Source organism: Chroococcidiopsis thermalis PCC 7203, assembly GCF_000317125.1.
GTDB classification, from domain to species: domain Bacteria; phylum Cyanobacteriota; class Cyanobacteriia; order Cyanobacteriales; family Chroococcidiopsidaceae; genus Chroococcidiopsis; species Chroococcidiopsis thermalis.
In genome coordinates, this window is record NC_019695.1 from 5,861,142 (window position 1) to 5,878,710 (window position 17,569).

The 17,569-nt window shown below is 44.9% G+C and carries 15 protein-coding genes, 1 tRNA gene and 1 pseudogene; 7 read left to right on the forward strand and 10 right to left on the reverse strand.

The annotated features are described in order from the left end of the window. Positions 1-62: 62 nt before the first annotated feature. A tRNA-His gene (locus CHRO_RS25575) sits at positions 63-135 on the reverse strand. Positions 136-253: 118 nt separating this feature from the next. Between CHRO_RS25575 and CHRO_RS25580 the strand changes: the two genes are divergently transcribed. The 4 genes from CHRO_RS25580 to cobA all read left to right on the forward strand — a co-directional run bounded on the left by CHRO_RS25580 (position 254) and on the right by cobA (position 3,911). Continuing rightward, the gene (locus CHRO_RS25580; RefSeq protein ID WP_015157130.1) at positions 254-634 is read left to right on the forward strand and encodes a DUF4359 domain-containing protein; all 381 of its coding nucleotides are present in this window, start codon (positions 254-256) and stop codon (positions 632-634) included. A 439-nt stretch (positions 635-1,073) separates the two neighbouring features. Beyond that, positions 1,074-1,769, forward strand: coding sequence for a manganese catalase family protein (locus CHRO_RS25585; protein WP_015157131.1), 696 nt, complete (start codon positions 1,074-1,076; stop codon positions 1,767-1,769). Between the two features lie 446 nt (positions 1,770-2,215). Further along, on the forward strand, positions 2,216-3,100 hold the full coding sequence (locus tag CHRO_RS25590) for a sirohydrochlorin chelatase (protein WP_015157132.1): 885 nt from the start codon (positions 2,216-2,218) through the stop codon (positions 3,098-3,100). A 40-nt stretch (positions 3,101-3,140) separates the two neighbouring features. Continuing rightward, entirely contained in the window at positions 3,141-3,911 is a 771-nt protein-coding gene (cobA, locus tag CHRO_RS25595) for a uroporphyrinogen-III C-methyltransferase (RefSeq protein ID WP_015157133.1), read from the forward strand. Positions 3,912-4,004: 93 nt separating this feature from the next. Here the strand turns inward: cobA and CHRO_RS25600 are convergent, their stop codons facing one another. The 4 genes and pseudogenes from CHRO_RS25600 to pruA all read right to left on the reverse strand — a co-directional run bounded on the left by CHRO_RS25600 (position 4,005) and on the right by pruA (position 10,583). Next, complete coding sequence (locus CHRO_RS25600) at positions 4,005-6,791, reverse strand: phospholipid carrier-dependent glycosyltransferase (protein WP_015157134.1); 2,787 nt, start codon at positions 6,789-6,791, stop codon at positions 4,005-4,007. 4 nt (positions 6,792-6,795) lie between these two features. Continuing rightward, complete coding sequence (locus tag CHRO_RS25605) at positions 6,796-7,257, reverse strand: GNAT family N-acetyltransferase (RefSeq protein WP_015157135.1); 462 nt, start codon at positions 7,255-7,257, stop codon at positions 6,796-6,798. A gap of 78 nt (positions 7,258-7,335) precedes the next feature. Further along, positions 7,336-7,494, reverse strand: a pseudogene (locus tag CHRO_RS25610) (Uma2 family endonuclease); the annotation flags it as partial. Positions 7,495-7,604: 110 nt separating this feature from the next. Next, positions 7,605-10,583, reverse strand: coding sequence for an L-glutamate gamma-semialdehyde dehydrogenase (gene pruA, locus CHRO_RS25615; protein WP_015157136.1), 2,979 nt, complete (start codon positions 10,581-10,583; stop codon positions 7,605-7,607). Between the two features lie 376 nt (positions 10,584-10,959). On the opposite strand from pruA, the gene CHRO_RS25620 reads away from it, so the two are divergent. Beyond that, entirely contained in the window at positions 10,960-12,042 is a 1,083-nt protein-coding gene (locus tag CHRO_RS25620) for a class I fructose-bisphosphate aldolase (RefSeq protein WP_015157137.1), read from the forward strand. 47 nt (positions 12,043-12,089) lie between these two features. Here the strand turns inward: CHRO_RS25620 and CHRO_RS32895 are convergent, their stop codons facing one another. Continuing rightward, the gene (locus CHRO_RS32895) at positions 12,090-12,239 is read right to left on the reverse strand and encodes a hypothetical protein (protein WP_015157138.1); all 150 of its coding nucleotides are present in this window, start codon (positions 12,237-12,239) and stop codon (positions 12,090-12,092) included. 53 nt (positions 12,240-12,292) lie between these two features. Next, a complete protein-coding gene (locus CHRO_RS32900) occupies positions 12,293-12,466 on the reverse strand; it encodes a hypothetical protein (protein ID WP_015157139.1) in 174 nt (57 codons plus the stop codon). Positions 12,467-12,775: 309 nt separating this feature from the next. On the opposite strand from CHRO_RS32900, the gene CHRO_RS25625 reads away from it, so the two are divergent. Next, the gene (locus CHRO_RS25625; RefSeq protein ID WP_015157140.1) at positions 12,776-13,936 is read left to right on the forward strand and encodes a pyridoxal phosphate-dependent aminotransferase; all 1,161 of its coding nucleotides are present in this window, start codon (positions 12,776-12,778) and stop codon (positions 13,934-13,936) included. A gap of 59 nt (positions 13,937-13,995) precedes the next feature. On the opposite strand, the gene gatA is transcribed toward CHRO_RS25625, so the two are convergent. The 3 genes from gatA to CHRO_RS25640 form a co-directional block, all read right to left on the reverse strand. Then, positions 13,996-15,447, reverse strand: a complete 1,452-nt coding sequence (gatA, locus tag CHRO_RS25630; RefSeq protein WP_015157141.1) for an Asp-tRNA(Asn)/Glu-tRNA(Gln) amidotransferase subunit GatA — start codon at positions 15,445-15,447, stop codon at positions 13,996-13,998. A gap of 94 nt (positions 15,448-15,541) precedes the next feature. Beyond that, entirely contained in the window at positions 15,542-15,979 is a 438-nt protein-coding gene (locus tag CHRO_RS25635) for a hypothetical protein (protein WP_015157142.1), read from the reverse strand. A gap of 93 nt (positions 15,980-16,072) precedes the next feature. Next, entirely contained in the window at positions 16,073-16,525 is a 453-nt protein-coding gene (locus CHRO_RS25640; protein ID WP_015157143.1) for a hypothetical protein, read from the reverse strand. A 211-nt stretch (positions 16,526-16,736) separates the two neighbouring features. Between CHRO_RS25640 and CHRO_RS25645 the strand changes: the two genes are divergently transcribed. Continuing rightward, positions 16,737-17,561: an alpha/beta fold hydrolase gene (locus tag CHRO_RS25645; RefSeq protein WP_015157144.1), complete on the forward strand. Its 825-nt coding sequence runs from the start codon at positions 16,737-16,739 to the stop codon at positions 17,559-17,561. Positions 17,562-17,569: the final 8 nt, after the last annotated feature.

The following is a 17,569-nucleotide window of genomic DNA, read 5'->3' on the forward strand; positions in this document are numbered from 1 at the left end:
ATGCGCGATCGCGATCGATGCTTTCAATCAAAATTTACCATCAGGGCAAAATTTGCCATCAGGGCGAACGATGGGACTCGAACCCACGAGTGGAGGAACCACAATCCTCTGCCTTAACCACTTGGCTACGCTCGCCATTGTATATACCAGTATACTATCTTATCAGCTATTTCTCAATATCGATCGGCACTGGAACCGAGCTAACCTACATTTAGTCCAGCAACAGAGTCAGAAGTAACATAAGATATGCAGCATGAAGCGATCGACAAGTATTAGTTATATAGGATTAGCAGTTCTTGGCGGGCTGGGAGTGGTAATGGCATTGACTAATCCCGATCGCTCTGCCTACGAGATTTATGCTGGCGAACGGTTAGGAACTTACATCAAGGATGAAGTTTGCCCGCAAGCGCCGAACATCTTCGGTCTGGCTTTGCAGCAAAATTGTAGTGACTTAGTTGATTCTAGTTCTCCTGTTATCCAACGTATTGTAGCTAACAACACTAAGCGACAAAACTTTCTTTTATTCAGCATCTATACTACCGATCTTGCCGTTGGTGGCGTAATTCCGTCATATCGGTTTCAAACGGTCGGTGCAATGCAAAACTTTTTTACCTACTCTGCCCAGAAGCAGTAGTTAATCAAAAGTCAAAAGTCGTAGGGGCGAGTTTTGACCGAAAAATTACGGGTTTTGGCTGTCAGTTTATTGGCTAACCTCGCCCGTACAAAAGCCACATTAGTAGGGTGGGCATTGCCCACATGACTATCAAAATGAAATTCTAACTAGTCATGCGTGACTTTATTAATTATGGGGTACGACTTACGACTTACGACTTATAAAAACTCTTTCCTCAGACGCACTCGCCACTGTGGTTGCTAGGTTTAAACTGGTTTTGGTGGATGTAACACCAGTAATTTTAGCCTGTAGTCATGGCGATCGCAGATTTTACAAAAAACTAAATCAAATCTCAGTTGTTATGAATTTTTTGTGACAAGGAGATTTCGTCACCGAGAGAGCCAAGTTTTTTCAGGAAGAGCGATCGCTAATTGTGAAAATCTGAGAGAGGAGAATTTGCATGTTTTTTCATAAAAAAGAACCAATTCACGTTGTAAACATTAAAGAACCAAATCCTCGCTTTGCTCAACTTTTGCTAGAACAATTTGGTGGTGCAACAGGCGAACTTTCTGCGGCTCTACAATACTGGGTACAGTCTTTTCATGTAGAAAACGCCGGGATTCGCGATATGCTGCAAGATATCGCGATCGAGGAATTCGGTCACTTAGAAATGGTGGGCAAAATGATTGAAGCTCACACTAAAAATGTAGACCAAACCGATGCATATAAAAGTACTTTGTTTGCCGTGCGTGGGATGGGTCCTCACTTTTTAGACAGCCAGGGGAATGCTTGGACGGCTAGTTATCTCAATGAAGGTGGCGATGTCGTGCGGGACTTGCGGGCTAATATTGCTGCGGAAGCTGGAGCAAGACAAACCTACGAAGAATTAATTAAGCTGTCAACTGATGAGGGGACAAAGAATGCTTTAGTGCATTTGCTAACACGGGAAATTTCCCATACGCAGATGTTCATGAAAGCTCTAGATTCTATGGGCAAGCTGACCGAACCTTTCTTTGGTAATATTCAGCCTGACGAGACAGTTGATATCTATTACAATCTATCCACTAACGGTACGCAGGACGAACGCGGTCCTTGGAACGCAGAACCATCATTCCGCTATATTGCCGATCCAGTGAACGAAGTGACTAAAGGCTAGGAATTCAGGTTAGAGACAAAGTAGGTTCGTAACTTTTAGTTTGATAATACAATCAATGCAATATAAGTTAGTGGATGTTAAATCTACTAACTTATTTTTATCGCAAGACTTCACTCACGAGCGATCGAACTTTTCGTTATAACTGCCATTAGTCATTGGTCATCGCTCGTTTGTTCCACGACAAGCAGGCTAGAAATGTTTTCTGATTATAGGTCTTAAGACTCAAGCAGAAATGCTATATTTGTAAAATTGTAAAGACGCAAAAAGTAGGTAGGGTTCGTTAGAAGGCGATCGCGGCGAAAATCAAAAAACGTCTTGCGATCTGTTCGTAACTGAAATAATAGCAGCAATTGATACAGAAAATCTTATCTTAAAGCCATTTGCTAGATAAATCACACAATCGAGTCACGCTCAAATTCTCAAATTGTCAAACTCCTAATCTATCGATGCGCTCCGCCTATCTACTGGTATCTCACGGCAGTCGAGATCCGCGCCCACAAGTGGCGCTGAAACGCTTGGCATGGCTTTTGCAAGGGAGCAGGGGGGAGAAGAGAGCTGAGGGAGCCCAGGGAGCCCAAGAGGCTGAGGGAGCAACTATAAGTCACAAGTTACAAGTCTCTTGCCTCTCGCAAGAGCGCAAGAGAGCCTCTTCTCACGCACCACGCACCCCACACTCCACACCCTTGCCTAATAACTCCCGACTCCCGACTCCCGACTCCCGACTCCCTCTCATAGGTACTGCTTGTTTAGAGCTAAGCCAGAAGCCACTGCACCAGCAAATTGCAGAGTTTAGCGATCGCGCCTTGTCTTGCGGATATCAGCAAGTGCAGATCGTGCCTCTGTTTCTCTTGCCGGGAGTCCATGTTATGGAAGATATTCCAGCAGAAGTGGAGCAGGCGCGACAAGCCTTGAAAGTTAAGGTAAAGCTGGAATTACGCCCTCATTTAGGTTCCCATACTGGCTTAGCAAGGCTGCTGCAACAGCAGCTAGACCGGACGCAGGCAGAGCAAACAATCTTGCTCGCACATGGAAGTCGGCGTAAGGGTTCTGAGCATCCTGTAGAAGCGATCGCCCAACAAATAAGTGCTGTAACGGCATATTGGTCGGTTGCTCCCAGTTTAGACGCACGAGTGCAAGAGTTGGTACTCGCAGGATGGCGACGAATTGCGATCCTCCCGTATTTCTTGTTTGCCGGAGGGATTACCGATGCGATCGCGGAAGTTGTAGGACAATTACAACAACAGTTTCCCGCGATCGAATTTTGTCTGATGCAGCCACTAGGGGCAACTCAGGAATTAGCGGATCTAATTTGGGATGCGATCGAGACGTAGATTTATTGACATATCAACTGCCAAAACGCCAAGGAAGAGAATGAACGAGTTCGTGGGTAAAGTCTACTTAGTGGGTGCGGGTCCAGGTGACCCTGGTTTATTTACACTCAAAGGTAAGGCATTGTTGGAATGTGCCGATGTTGTGGTTTACGATGCCCTCGTAAGTCCGGCAATTCTAGGCATGATTAACCCCTTGGCAGAAAAAATCAATGCAGGAAAGCGGCGGGGAAAGCATTCGTTGGTGCAGGAAGATACGACCCAGTTATTGATCGAAAAGGCACGAGATAATGCAGTGGTGGTGCGATTAAAAGGGGGCGATCCATTTATCTTCGGGCGTGGCGGCGAAGAGATGGAAGATTTGGTAGCAGCTGGGGTGTCAGTGGAAGTCGTGCCTGGTATTACTTCCGGTATTGCAGCTCCAGCTTATGCAGGTATCCCATTAACCCATAGAGATTATAGTTCTTCAGTCACGTTTGTTACGGGTCACGAAGCAGCAGGAAAGTATCGCCCCAAAGTCAATTGGGCAGCTGTAGCCCAAGGTTCGGAAACGATCGCAATTTATATGGGAGTCCACAATTTACCTTATATTATCGAGCAGCTATGCGAGGCAGGGTTAAGTGCAGATACACCAGTAGCTCTAGTACGTTGGGGAACTCGACCGGAACAAGAGGAATTGATCGGTACTTTAGCAACAATTGTGGCGCAAGTAGAAACTACCGGTTTTAGCGCCCCTGCGATCGCCGTTATCGGTAAAGTAGTAAACCTGCACGGTGTATTGGCAGGCTGTCGCCCTGTTTTAGTATCAAGCTAGACATGCCCCGCGATAGAAAGACAAGGGAGACAAGGGAGACAAGGAGGACAAGGGAGAAATTACCACGCGCTCCTCTGTTTGCCAATGTACGACTTATGACTTACGACTTACGACTACTCTATAGTCTTGCCAAGCTTGGACGAGATTGCCTTGCATCAGAGCAGCAATTCCATGTAGGGCATGTAATTCTGGAATGTTCGAGTTGAGTGCTAAAGCAGGTTTGAGGGCAGTTTGGGCGGCGGCTCCATTCCAGTTATATAAATGGACAAAGGCAAGGTAGGCATAGGCATAGGGATTTTGCGCATCTAGCTGCGTCACTCGTTCCAAAGCCGCGATCGCACCTTGTACTTTTTGCTGTAATATTTGAGCTAACGTCAGAGCGTAAGCCCAATCTAAATTTTGTGGTTCCTGTTTCAGCCTGTACTCCATTGCCAATTGTACCTGTACTAAATAGTCTTGGATCGGGTCGTATTGATTAATCCGTCCGACTTCCGCAAAGACACGATCTAATGCCTTAATTCCTTGAGGTAAGGTTGCTGCTAAAAGTCGTTCTTGCGTAACTAAATCTAATTCCGGTGCAGGTGTGGCTGTAGCCCCAGGGTCAATTTGTAAAGCTACTGGTGGTACGGTGATGGGATAAGTTTCACCTGTATTGCGGTTGAGATATGTCGCCTCCAAAGTGTAAATTCCCGCAGATAGATCGGATGGAGGCATCATTGCTGAATGTTCTGTTACAAAATTGGTAATTGGTAATTGGTAATTGGTAATTGGTAATTGGTAGTTGGTAGTTGGTAGTTGCTCTGTTGCTACTAAAAGACCAAGACCAAGACCGCGATCGTGGATCCAGCGATCGCTTTGTTTGTCACTATCCTGATTTTTCCATGTGAGTAACACAATACCAGGTTGCAACTGCTCCCACGTCCCAGACCACTCATAAGTCACCGGAATCGGCTTTCCGGGCGGTGCTACTGACGGTACTGTAACTCTTGATAGTGTTATGTGAGTGGTTGGTTGTTGGTTGTTGGTTGTTGGTGACAGAGTGGTGTGTGGTGTGTGGTGCGTGGTGCGTGTTTTTTCTCCCTTGTCCCCCTTGTTCCCCTTGTCTCCCCCCTCTCCCTTGTCTCCCTTGTCTCCCCCCTCTCCCTTGTCTCCCTTGTCTCCCTTGTCTCCCTTGTCCCCTTGTTCCCTCTTCCTTCGACTCCCGACTTCTACCTGCGGTACGCGGCGATGATACAGTTTCAAGCTGCTACTGTCGGGTAAAGCCCAAGTTTTTTGTAAATTGAAATCGGGAGACTGTTCCACGTACTGTACCATAGCACTTTGAGCATCTGGAACCGAACCTTGTTCGCCTGTTTTCGTGACAAACCAATCGAGCGATCGCCCGTCTTGGACAATTTGCTGTTGGCGCGTCCCTACTTGCCGTCCATAAACCTGAAAATTTCGTAATGCTCCAAAATAATTTAAGTTGTGTTGATTGACTTCTAACGTTGAAGGCAATACACCCAAATTGGATCTAATATAAGGCGCAGTTTGGACGATCTCTTCAATGACTCGCTCGTGAGGATATTCTGACCCCATATAAGCATAATGTTTGGCATTAGGACTGAGAATTGAAGCAACACGGCTACCTAATAGTCCTCCTATAGGAAACAAATTTAACCCCGTGACTAACACTGCTAAACCCACCGTAGCCCAGCGAATTTGCTGACCCCAGCGCCCGCGCCAGCACGTCATACCATAGGCAAGAAACAGCGCGACTCCAGGTAAATAAGGCACGACATAGCGACTGTCTTTATTAATGTTGAGCGAACAGAGCAGATACGCACCGATGAGGAAGATTGCAAGCCATATGAGTGAGTCGGGCTTCAGGTGAGGTTCTCTCCGCATCGGAGCCGCGTAGCCGGGAGTCGAATTCTTCTTTTGACTTTTGACTTTTAACTTTTGACTTTTATAAAGTAATAGTCCTACGATTGGTACGAGCAAAAGTACCCAAGAAATATGCTCGGGGAGTAGTTTCCAGTAGTAAGTCCAAGCATCAAGGGTATTGAGGGCTGGATCGCCTTCAGCTAGGGCAGAATCTATTGTTGCTCGTTTTCCCCCAGTTAGAATCAGCAACCAGTTTGTCTGATACCACGGCATAAACACGATCGCCGATAGCAGTAGAGCGATCGCAAATTGGCAGATCCGCCCAATATGAGGTTTGCGAATCGTTTCAACCCCAGTCCAGACGATCGGCACGAACAGAAAAAACAACGCTGTCTGCTTGACTAACAATGCTAAACCTAGAGAAATGCCAAATGCGATCGCCCAAAACCAACTTGAAATTCGGAATTCGGAATTCGGAATTCGGAATTTGTTTTGACTTTTGACTTTTGAATTTTGACTCTTCCACACTGTCAGACACCAAAAACACAGCGTCACGATAGCCGTAAGGGGATAATCGAGTAAAAAGTCTAGGCGTAACTTATATAATCCTGGGATGAGTTGACATATGCCAGCTGCCCATAATCCGACTTCGGCGCTAAATAGTTGTATCCCTAGTCCGTAGATGGAAACCAGCAGGATGGCACTGAAAAATGAATTTACCAACGTAGCGCGATCGCCGCCAGTGCCAAAAATCAGTTGGGTAATAGCTGCAGCAATCTGCGTTAAGGGAGGAACTTTTGTGGAAAGCTGCCAAAAGTCAGTCCACCAATCGCTACTGAACCACTGAGGCTGTTGTAGTGCTTGCCAGTAATTCAACGAACTCGTAAGATATTCCGCCCGATCCCAATCTGGAACAGAACGATCGCAAGCAAACCAGATGCGATCGATCGCTACTCCCGCTAACCATATCAGCAGGAGAATGAGTAAATGGTGCTGTTTGAATTTAGCTAACACGAAATCAATAGGTTGAGCCTAATTTCTTCCTCATTTTGACATGGGGAATGCCAGCTTCTTCAAATACTGCTCCTTCTGGCTCAAAACCTAATTTTTGATGCAATCCCTGGATGTATTCTTGGGAGTGGATGACGACTTCTTGCATCTTTTTTTGGGCTGCCAGCTCGATCGCTTTTTCCATGATTAATTTACCAATGCCTTTCCCTCTAACAATTGGCAAGACGGCTAGCCTCTCAATTTTTGCCGTGCGATCGTCTAAATATCTAATTCTAGCAGTGCCGATTGGTTGGTCATTGATGTATGCAACGAGCTGATCTGAGGTTTCATCTTTGCCATCAAAATCTAATTCTGGCTCTATTCTCTGTTCTAATTGAAAAACTGCCGCTCTCACCGATCGCATGGCTGAAAAATCTTCAGGTAATTCAGCAACTTTAATTGTTAAAGTAATATCAAAATTGCTTGACATCTACTCAAGATAATTTCATTTACTACAGATTATCTTCAATAACTTTGTGTCTTTGCGACTTTGCGCGATCGATTTATTTTAAGCAAATAACGATGCGATCGCGCAGGTAAAACCAGGTAATAAAGGTGAATTTAACTCATCTCCACTCATCAAAGTGGCAACTAAATTTAAAACCGCTTGTTCGCGCCGATAAACTTCAACCTGTTGCTTGCGCCAATCTACAATCCAATACTCTCTATTGGAAATTACAATTTGGGACAGGGCGGGTTTAGCAATATTGTTGAATGGAAACAGAAATTTTTGGTGAACCCGCCCATACATTATTTGGGTAAATTACCTATGTCGATTTATTCTGCACCTTCGATGGGGGCAAAACCCTGACGCTGAACGTTTTCCGTAACTGTACGCGGCTCCAAAAATTGTAATAAATAATCGGGACCACCAGCTTTGGAACCAACTCCAGACATTTTAAAGCCGCCAAAGGGTTGTCTGGCAACGATCGCACCCGTAATCGTGCGGTTGATATACAAGTTACCAACTTCAAATTGTTCCTGTGCCATCTGGATATGAGATGGGGTACGAGAATACAGTCCCCCTGTCAAGGCGTAGTCAGTACCGTTAGCCACTGCGATCGCCTCTTCAAAGTTCTTCACTCGAATTACTGCTACCACGGGACCAAAAATCTCTTCTTGGGCGATCGTGGCTGTGGGAGGCACTTCGGTAAAAATCGTAGGGTTGACAAAATAGCCGTTATCTGGAGCAGAAATTTCTACAGCAACTTTTGCTTCTTGTCGTCCTTGCTCGATATACTCGCGGATACGTGCTTGAGCATTACCGTCAATCACGGGACCAACTTGAGTGCTGGGTAATTCCGTTGCACCGATGTTGAGCGATCGCGTCGCTTCTACTAAGCGGTGAATGAAAGTATCGTAGACTGAATCTAAAACAATGACTCTTGATGCAGCCGAACACTTTTGTCCGCTGTAACCGAAAGCCGATTGCACCACACCCACCACGGCTTGGTCTAAGTCGGCACTTTCATCGACAATCATCCCATTCTTACCACCCATCTCAGCGATGACGCGCTTCAGATGCTTTTGTCCTGATTGAACTTTTGCCGCTTCCGCATAAATCCGACAACCCACTTCGCGGGAACCTGTAAATGCAATTAAGTGCGTGTCAGGATGGTTTACCAAGTGCGCCCCCACTTTAGAACCTTTGCCAGGTACAAATTGATAGACACCTTTGGGAAATCCGGCTTCAACCAAAATTTCAGTTAATTTCGCCGCAATGACTGAAGATGTTTCCGCAGGCTTGAGGAGAGTACAGTTTCCTGCTACCAAGGCTGCTACAGTCATACCAGTGGCGATCGCTAAAGGAAAATTCCAAGGAGAAATCACCACCGCAATTCCCCTCGGTTGGTAAAGGTAACGGTTTGTTTCCCCTGCCACGTCGTAGTTATAACCCGCATCCAATCTTTCCATTTCCGCCGCATAATAACGACAGAAATCGATCGCCTCCGATACTTCTGCATCGGCTTCTTTGACTGGTTTTCCGACTTCCAAGACAATCCAAGCTGATAACTCAGCACGACGGAGTTCCATCAAATCGCCAGCTTTACGCAAAATACTTGCCCGTTGTTTGGCTGGGGTATTTTTCCACCCAGGAAACGCCGCCTTCGCCGCTTGCATTGCCTGTTCTGCTTGTTCGACGCTTAGGAGTCCGACTTTTCCCACCACCTCACTGAAATTTGATGGGTTTACAGAATCAATAATTTCTTCTGTAGAAACGTACTCGCCATTTACTAGAGGCAAATAGGTTTTACCAAATAACTGTCGCACTTGTTGAAAAGCCCGTTGTGACTGTTCTCTCGCCTCGACTGCGGCGTAGTCTGTATCTGCTGCTGGATGAAATGGTTTTTGTAAAGACGTTACATGTAACGTCTCTACATTTTTAACCATCGGTGGCGCGATCAATTCCTCAATCGGACGTTCTTCCAAATTTTGCCGCAGGAAGGAACTATTGGCGGTGTTTTCCAACAAACGACGAATTAGATAAGCCATTCCGGGTAAAAGTTCGCCGTAGGGACAATATACCCGGACTCGATAACCGCGATCGCTCAACGCTTTTGCCAGTTTATCGCCCATGCCGTACAGCACTTGCATTTCAAAGCGACGACGAGGAATGTTGAGAGTTTCAGCGATCGCAATTGCATGGGCTTGCGATCGCACGTTATGACTACCTATTGCCGAATAGACGTATTCGTGATTTTCTAACAACAACTGGGTAATTTTTTCAAAGTTAAGATCTGTAGCTGCTTTGTCATTAAATACGGGTTGCTGCCAGTGCTTTTGTTCGGCTTTAATTGTTTCCTGATCCCAGTAAGCACCTTTAACCAGTCTTACAGTTAAGGGATAGCCTCGCTGTTTTACCCAAGCGATTAAATCTTGCGTATCTCGTTCGCTATCGCGCAAATATGCTTGAACTGTGACACCAACATCCGTACGACTGCGAAATTCTTCTTCTTGAAGGACTTGTTTTAAAATAGAAAAAATCAGGTCTTTATAAGCGTATTGTTCCATATCAAAATGGATCGATACGCCTAATTCTTGGGCTTTTCTTAATACAGTTCGGATGCGATCGCTAACTCTTGCCGCACTACCCGCCGCATCCAACGGATCGAACTGAGAGTAAAACGCCGTCAGCTTTACTGAAACTTGTACCTGTGGCAAAGCTTCCCCATCAGCTGCATCAATTTGGGCAACTGGTTTCCAATTCTTGCTAGCTGCTGCTAGCTGTGCCATTAAATCTAAATAACGTTCTAAATATGACTGCGCTTCTGCTTCGGTAATGACTGCTTCACCCAAAATATCGATGGTGAACGCCATTTTTTCCTTGCGCAGCCGTTCGATTGTCTTTAATGTCTGCTGAATATTTTCTCCAGCAATATATTTATGCGCTAATGTTTCTACAGCTGTAGATACAGTCGTCGCTGCTACCTGTGCCGGCATAGAATCTGGGTTAGCAAAATTGAGCATTCCTTTCAAAGCAGTCGGAAGTTCTACCGACTCATCGCCAAGGTATTCTTGCAAATGGCGGGCAATTTCTGGCTTACTCCGTAAAGCAGGCAAACAGTCAATAAAACGAAATAGCTGCACCCGCAACCCAGGATTACTCATTGCCCAGGCGAGTAACTTGTCATCCCAGCGCATTTGGTCGCGAATTGAGGCAAAAAACGAACGATTTTCTCGCGTCGCCGCTAAGAGTTGTTTGGCGATTTCTTGTGTCTTTGGTTCGTAAGTGGTTGGTTGTGCTTGTAGTACCACAGATGGCAGACTCCCTGTTTAAGGCATTGAGGCAATTCGATTGCAATCTAGGTGCGATAACTTGAGTGCGATCGCTCCCCTATTGAAAGGTTTTCACTCCCTCTTAACTTGATTTGTAGCATAAATAACCGTTTGCAGTTGTGAGTCATTATGTTCGGTCTATTAACCAGACATTTATATTTGTAGCCCTTGATAAGTTACGTTTTAATAACTATATTTTGACAACAAATAAATTCTGACTGTCTTAAGGGTAAGCAACTGAAAACTAAAAATAAAAAGTAGGAGCTAAGAAGATGGGAAACCGTCCAAATGGAACAGCGCAACAAATATTTATTCTTGTCAGAATGGGAGTTGAAACTCATTAAGGGAAAATGCTATGACTGCTACGCTGTCTGCACCCCAAGCGATTGAGTCTTGGTTGGGTCAAGAAGCAGAAGATCTCCTCACGTACAAAGCTAAGGTTCCCAAAGATTTGTTACATCTGCCAAGCCCAGACATGGTAGACCGAATTTTCAGCATTAGCGATCGCAATCCGCAAGTATTGCGCAGCCTTCAACAACTCTACTCACACGGGCGATTGGCAAATACGGGTTATCTTTCAATTTTGCCAGTAGACCAAGGAATCGAACACTCCGCAGGGGCTTCGTTTGCACCCAATCCGATGTATTTCGATCCAGAGAATATCGTTAAATTGGCAATGGCAGCCGAGTGTAACGCTGTTGCTACCACGTTGGGCGTTTTGGGTATAGTGTCTCGCAAGTACGCCCACAAAATCCCCTTCATTGTCAAAATCAATCACAACGAGTTACTCACTTTTCCCAATCAATTCGATCAAGTTTTGTTCGGTTCGGTCGAGCAAGCTTGGAATTTAGGAGCTGTGGCAGTTGGGGCTACAATATACTTCGGTTCGGAAAACTCTACGCGCCAAATTCAAGAAATTAGCCGTGCTTTTGCCCGCGCCCACGAATTAGGAATGGCAACTATTTTGTGGTGCTATTTGCGTAACAACGCCTTTAAACAAGACAAAGATTATCACCTAGCAGGCGACCTCACCGGACAGGCAAACCACCTGGGTGTCACGATTGAAGCCGATATTATCAAACAAAAACTGCCAGAACTCGATCGCGGTTACGAAGCTGTTGCTAAAGCTAGCGGCAAAAGCTACGGCAAAACCAACGAAAGAATCTACACCGATTTAACGAGCGATCATCCGATCGATCTCACCCGCTACCAAGTTCTCAATTGCTACAGCGGACGAGTGGGATTAATTAACTCTGGTGGTGCTTCTGGTAAAAATGATTTTGCTGAAGCTATTCGTACGGCTGTAATTAACAAACGGGCTGGCGGTTCTGGCTTAATCTCCGGTCGCAAAACCTTCCAACGCCCCTTTGAAGAAGGAGTCAAGTTATTCCACGCGATTCAAGATGTTTACCTCTCTCCAGAAGTAACTATTGCTTGATGCTTTAAAAGTAGGACTTTGGACAATCGCGTCCAAAGTCCCAATCTTCATGTATTACCCTGTTTTTGCGGGTCTTCTTCATCCATAACCTGAGCCAGCATCCAAGGAACTGGCAAAGTTTCCCAGCGCGATTGAGAACGCTTGGGTAAAGCTAGCTGGCGATCGCGATTTCGCTTGGTCAAACGAGGACTTTTCATACTCTCATCCTCCAATTTTACAAATCGTAAAATTTACTGAGTTTAAGGAGAAATTAAGTTGCTCCTACTGCCCAGCATGACAAACCTGCATGAAAATCATTTAAATTCTGCATGAGAATCTTCTCATTAAATCGGCGCAGCGTTATTTGTTGTACGGCGGTTTTGACTCGCTCGAAAGGTAGCTTGGTAGTTAGGCGAGATGCCGGAGATTGCAGAAGTTCAACCATTCGAATGAAGTGAGTATCTTTACTAGAGCCAGTGTATGAGGCAGCACTTCTATTTCATCATCCAACCACAGGCAGAATTCGTTCGAGAAAGTAGCAGAAAGGAGTCGTAGGGGCGGGTTTTGTCCCCAGATTCCTTGCCCAAGTCGGGAATCTTTAGCTAAACGCGCCCGTACACAAATTAGCCGTCGCAAATCTGACGCTAAACGCGCCCGTACACAAATCAAAATTCTTAGCAGTAAAAGACACAAATTCAGACGTTTACTTTAAGATATGCTTAACTGAATTGGAGTTTTGCAATCGGTAGTGACAATGAAACTGGCAGCACGAGTGGGTAAGGTAACGCCTTCTTTGACCTTGGCAATTTCCGCCAAAGCCAAAGCCATGAAAGCTGAAGGAATAGATGTTTGTAGCTTCAGCGCCGGAGAACCAGACTTTGATACTCCAGAACACATCAAAGCAGCCGCAAAAAAAGCCTTAGATGAAGGTAAGACGAGATATGGTGCGGCGGCTGGGGAACCCAAGTTAAGACAGGCGATCGCCCACAAGCTGAAAGCAGATAATGGTCTAAACTACCAAGCTGAAAATATCATCGTCACTAACGGTGGCAAACACGGTTTATATAACTTGATGATGGCGCTGATTGAGGTGGGAGACGAGGTAATTATTCCCGCCCCCTACTGGCTGAGCTATCCTGAAATGGTCATTCTTGCTGGCGGAACACCAGTAATCGTTCAGACGGATGCTAGCTGTAAAATAACTCCCGACCAATTGCGTGCTAGCATTACGCCAAAAACTAAGCTATTTGTCCTCAACTCTCCTTCTAACCCTACGGGTGTTGTCTATACGCCAGAAGAACTGAAGGCACTCGCGGAGGTTGTGGTTGAGAAGGATATTTTAGTTGTATCGGATGAAATTTACGAGAAATTACTATATACAGATGTAAAACACGTCAGTATCGGTTCTCTAGGTAAAGAAATCTTTGACCGTACCATTATCAGTCATGGCTTTGCTAAAGCTTACTCAATGACGGGTTGGCGTGTCGGCTATTTAGCGGGTGCAGTAGAGTTAATCAAAGCTGCGAGTACGATTCAAGGTCATAGTACGTCTAACGTGTGTACCTTCGCTCAATTTGGCGCGATCGCGGCTTTAGAGAGTTCTCAAGAATGCGTCGAACAAATGCGTCAAGCTTTTGCCAAAAGGCGAGAAGTCATGATGCAAAGATTAGATGCAATTCCAGAAGTGACTTATGCCAAGCCTGATGGAGCATTTTACATTTTTGTCGAGATCGGTAAAACTGGCAAGACATCAATGGATTTTTGTCAAGAACTTTTAGAGTCGTACCAAGTTGCGGCAATCCCTGGAATTGCCTTTGGATCTGGCGATCGCATTCGTCTTTCCTATGCTACCGATATGACATCAATTGAAAAGGGAATGGATCGCTTAGACAAATACATCCGCTCTTTGTTTTAGCTGAAGCTACGTAGGATGCGCTACGCCAAAAGCTAACGCACCCTACCAATACTATAAAACTATAGACTTGGCTTGGATTTATGCCACTCTGTAGCTTGTTCGTAAGCGTGAGCGACTTGAAATAATTGGTCTTCCCGCAACACATTTCCAATCAATTGCATCCCAATCGGCATTCCTTTCTCGTCAAAACCGCAGGGAATACTCAATCCTGGCAAACCTGCCAAATTTACCGTAATTGTCATCAAATCGGTTAAATACATACTTAGCGGATCGTCAGTTTTTTCCCCTGCTTTAAATGCTGTCATGGGAACTGTGGGGGTAACTAACACATCCACCTGCCCAAAAGCAGTTTCAAAGTCTTGTTTAATTAAAGTACGGACTTTTTGTGCTTTTAAGTAGTAAGCATCGTAGTAACCAGCAGATAAGGCATACGTTCCTACCATAATCCGACGCTTGACTTCCTTTCCAAAACCCATTGCCCTAGTCCGAGCGTACATATCAATTAGATTCTCAGCATCAGGAACGCGCAAACCATATTTTACGCCATCGTAACGTGCCAAATTAGCTGAAGCTTCGCTAGGGGCAATGATGTAATAAGTTGGCAAACCATAGCGGAAACGCGGACAGGAAACTTCTTTAATTTCCGCACCGAGTTGCTTTAACTGTTCGATCGCCTTATTAACAGCTTGTTCTACAGCCGGATCTAAACCCTCAGCAAAAGTTTCTCTCACGATCCCAATTCGCATCGATTTGAGATTTGGTTTGAGAAATTGGGTGTAGTCAGGGATTTCGACCTTCAAACTCGTAGAATCTTTCGGATCGTAACCCGCGATCGCGCCTAATAAAATTGCCGCATCTTCTACCGTGCGTCCAAAGGGTCCAATTTGATCCAAAGAGGAAGCAAAAGCCACCAAACCATAACGCGACACTAATCCATAAGTTGGCTTCATGCCCACAACACCGCAAAAAGATGCAGGTTGGCGGATCGAACCACCTGTATCGGAACCCAGGGAAACGACACACTCATGCGCCGCTACAGCCGCCGCCGAACCCCCAGAAGAACCGCCAGGAACCCGTTCCAAGTCCCAAGGATTAGCCGTGAGTTGAAATGCGGAGTTTTCGGTGGAACTCCCCATCGCAAACTCGTCTAAGTTGGTTTTTCCCACTGTCACCGCCCCAGCATCCGCTAATTTTTGCGTTACCGTTGATTCGTAGGGTGGGACGAAGTTTTCTAAAATCTTGGAGGCGCAAGTCGTGGGAATTCCCTTGGTACACATATTGTCCTTCACACCCACGGGAATCCCAGCCAATAACCCAATCTCTTCTCCAGCCGCAATTTTGGCATCCACAGCTTTCGCTTGTTCCAGTGCTTTATCCGCTGTCACGCACAAAAAGCTGTGGATCTTTGGTTCTAGTGCTTGAATCCGATCCAGCACCTCTTGCGTAATTTCCACCGCTGAGCGTTCTTTCTTCACTAGTTGTCCGTGCAACTCGCGGATGATGGATGCCATCTCTCGCTTCCTCTTTGCTTCACAGTCCAAACTATAAGTATAGAGCGTCTGAGCGGAAACTAGGGGCTAATTTTATAGAGACGCGATCGCGTCTCTATAACTCTTTCACCGAGTCCGAAATATGTCCTGGGAAGAAATCTATGCCGACTGCTGATTTCAATAAGTAAGCAAATAATAAAATTACGCCGCTAATGACTAAATTTGCTCCCAAAAGGAGCATAACAACCGCGATCGCATTACCGATTCTGGCAAGTCTTTCAGGTATATATTGCCGATTGCGTTTTCGACGATCTTTACCAACAAATAGAACTAAATAAAATCGAGAAAATATCAGATCGATATTAAATCTAAAATCTACAATTTTGGGTGAGGGTTGAGGGATTGCTTGAGTTAAAATATTTATTATAACTTGGAGCTGCTCTGTATTAAAACTTGCCAAAATATTTGGTTCGATCTGCTGTAAATAGGATTCTGGAGTTCTAGTTCGATAATTAGGCAGATTAACTTGCTCTTTAATAGGTGAGTCTTTCACAAATACCTCTAAATATGGATTGAAATATATTCTTAAAATTGAGAAATCAAATAAAAATCCAGAGATTTATTGTTTCGATTAATTCTCATTCGCTTAATTTAGGAATAATCCTTCGGCTAATATTCTGCCTATGCCTAGACCTACCGAAGTAAAGATTGCCAAAAACCAAAAGGCGAAATGTTTATTTAACCCCGCAGATAGTAACGCATGTTTTACTTGAGCTAAGGTCAAAATTAATCCTAATGCCATAATCCAAGTCATAGCTAAACCAAATGCCCAAGGCGGAATTCCTGCCCAAGGAATGCTTTGAGGCCAAGTCATAGCAAAAGCTCCAACCCAAACCAGTAAAACAATCCAAGCTACAGCCAAAGCAACAGCATCAAAACCAACCCAAGCTAAATGCACGGTAATGACTTGCGTGCCTGTCCAAGTAAACCAGTTCGCATTACAATCGGATAATAGCCAACCAGTGCCTATGTATCCAAGCAATAATACTAGTAAATAGAGCCTTGAAATTCCATTTAACCGCGATACTTTTACGTCCATTTCAAATTAAATTCAAAGGTTTTACGCGCTTACTTGTTCTGATAAATGAGAAATGACAAATGACAGCCATAACGGTAGATATAATGAACCATTTAGAATCTGCGATATTATAAGTATTCCTATAGTTGTAGCGATCGCAAATCAGAAAAATTACTGATAAATAGGCGATCGCAATAAAGAGACGATAAAGTAGTAAAACTAAAAAGTATTGATGACAGCTTCTGTTGTGAATTTGCATGTTTACGTCCAAGGCAAAGGTTTACCGATCCTCTGCTTGCACGGTCATCCTGGTTCTGGTTTGAGTATGTCCGTGTTTACTCAACACCTATGCCAACGCTTTCAAACAATAGCCCCCGACTTACGAGGATACGGCAATAGTCGCACGCAGACTGATTTCGCCATGACCGATCACCTGTGTGACTTGGAAGCACTCCTCGATCGCTATCAAATTAGTGAATGTCTGGTTTTAGGTTGGTCTTTGGGTGGAATCTTAGCGATGGAATTGGCTTTAAGGCTACCAGAACGAGTTAAAGGACTTATTTTAGTCGCTACAGCTGCTCGTCCTCGCGGCAGTCATCCAGCAATTAGCTGGCAAGATAATTTGTATACTGGCTTAGCGGCGATCGCAAATGCTTTACAACCCGGCGATCGGTGGCATATAGATACTTTTGGTAAGCGATCTCTCTTTCGCTATTTAATTCAACAGCACACTCCCGCTACTTACGAATACATAGCTAAATATGCTGTGTCAGCGTATTTGCAAACTTCTTCTCCTGCCCAACGCGCTCTCTTTACGGCGCTTAAATCTGGTTACAATCGCCTTCAGGATTTATCGCAGATTCAGTGTCCTAGTTTAATTATGGCGGGAGCAGCCGACCGTCATATTACTCCAGAATCGAGTCAAGAAACTGCACAACATTTACCCAACTCTGAATGGATTTGTTACCCGAATACCGCACATTTGTTTCCTTGGGAAATTCCCGATCGCGTTTTGAGCGATATTGATAAGTGGTTGGTATTACATTCATTGATTTAATTCATGTA

Excerpts from the sequence above, each read along its gene's own strand:
- cobA (WP_015157133.1), top strand. The coding sequence starts at position 3,141 with ATGAACGAGTTCGTGGGTAAAGTCTACTTAGTGGGTGCGGGTCCAGGT.
- CHRO_RS32900 (WP_015157139.1), bottom strand. The coding sequence starts at position 12,466 with ATGGTTGAACTTCTGCAATCTCCGGCATCTCGCCTAACTACCAAGCTA.
- CHRO_RS25580 (WP_015157130.1), top strand. The coding sequence starts at position 254 with ATGAAGCGATCGACAAGTATTAGTTATATAGGATTAGCAGTTCTTGGC.
- CHRO_RS25620 (WP_015157137.1), top strand. The coding sequence starts at position 10,960 with ATGACTGCTACGCTGTCTGCACCCCAAGCGATTGAGTCTTGGTTGGGT.
- CHRO_RS25645 (WP_015157144.1), top strand. The coding sequence starts at position 16,737 with ATGACAGCTTCTGTTGTGAATTTGCATGTTTACGTCCAAGGCAAAGGT.
- CHRO_RS25640 (WP_015157143.1), bottom strand. The coding sequence starts at position 16,525 with ATGGACGTAAAAGTATCGCGGTTAAATGGAATTTCAAGGCTCTATTTA.
- CHRO_RS25625 (WP_015157140.1), top strand. The coding sequence starts at position 12,776 with ATGAAACTGGCAGCACGAGTGGGTAAGGTAACGCCTTCTTTGACCTTG.
- gatA (WP_015157141.1), bottom strand. The coding sequence starts at position 15,447 with ATGGCATCCATCATCCGCGAGTTGCACGGACAACTAGTGAAGAAAGAA.
- CHRO_RS25605 (WP_015157135.1), bottom strand. The coding sequence starts at position 7,257 with ATGTCAAGCAATTTTGATATTACTTTAACAATTAAAGTTGCTGAATTA.
- CHRO_RS25585 (WP_015157131.1), top strand. The coding sequence starts at position 1,074 with ATGTTTTTTCATAAAAAAGAACCAATTCACGTTGTAAACATTAAAGAA.
- CHRO_RS32895 (WP_015157138.1), bottom strand. The coding sequence starts at position 12,239 with ATGAAAAGTCCTCGTTTGACCAAGCGAAATCGCGATCGCCAGCTAGCT.
- CHRO_RS25590 (WP_015157132.1), top strand. The coding sequence starts at position 2,216 with ATGCGCTCCGCCTATCTACTGGTATCTCACGGCAGTCGAGATCCGCGC.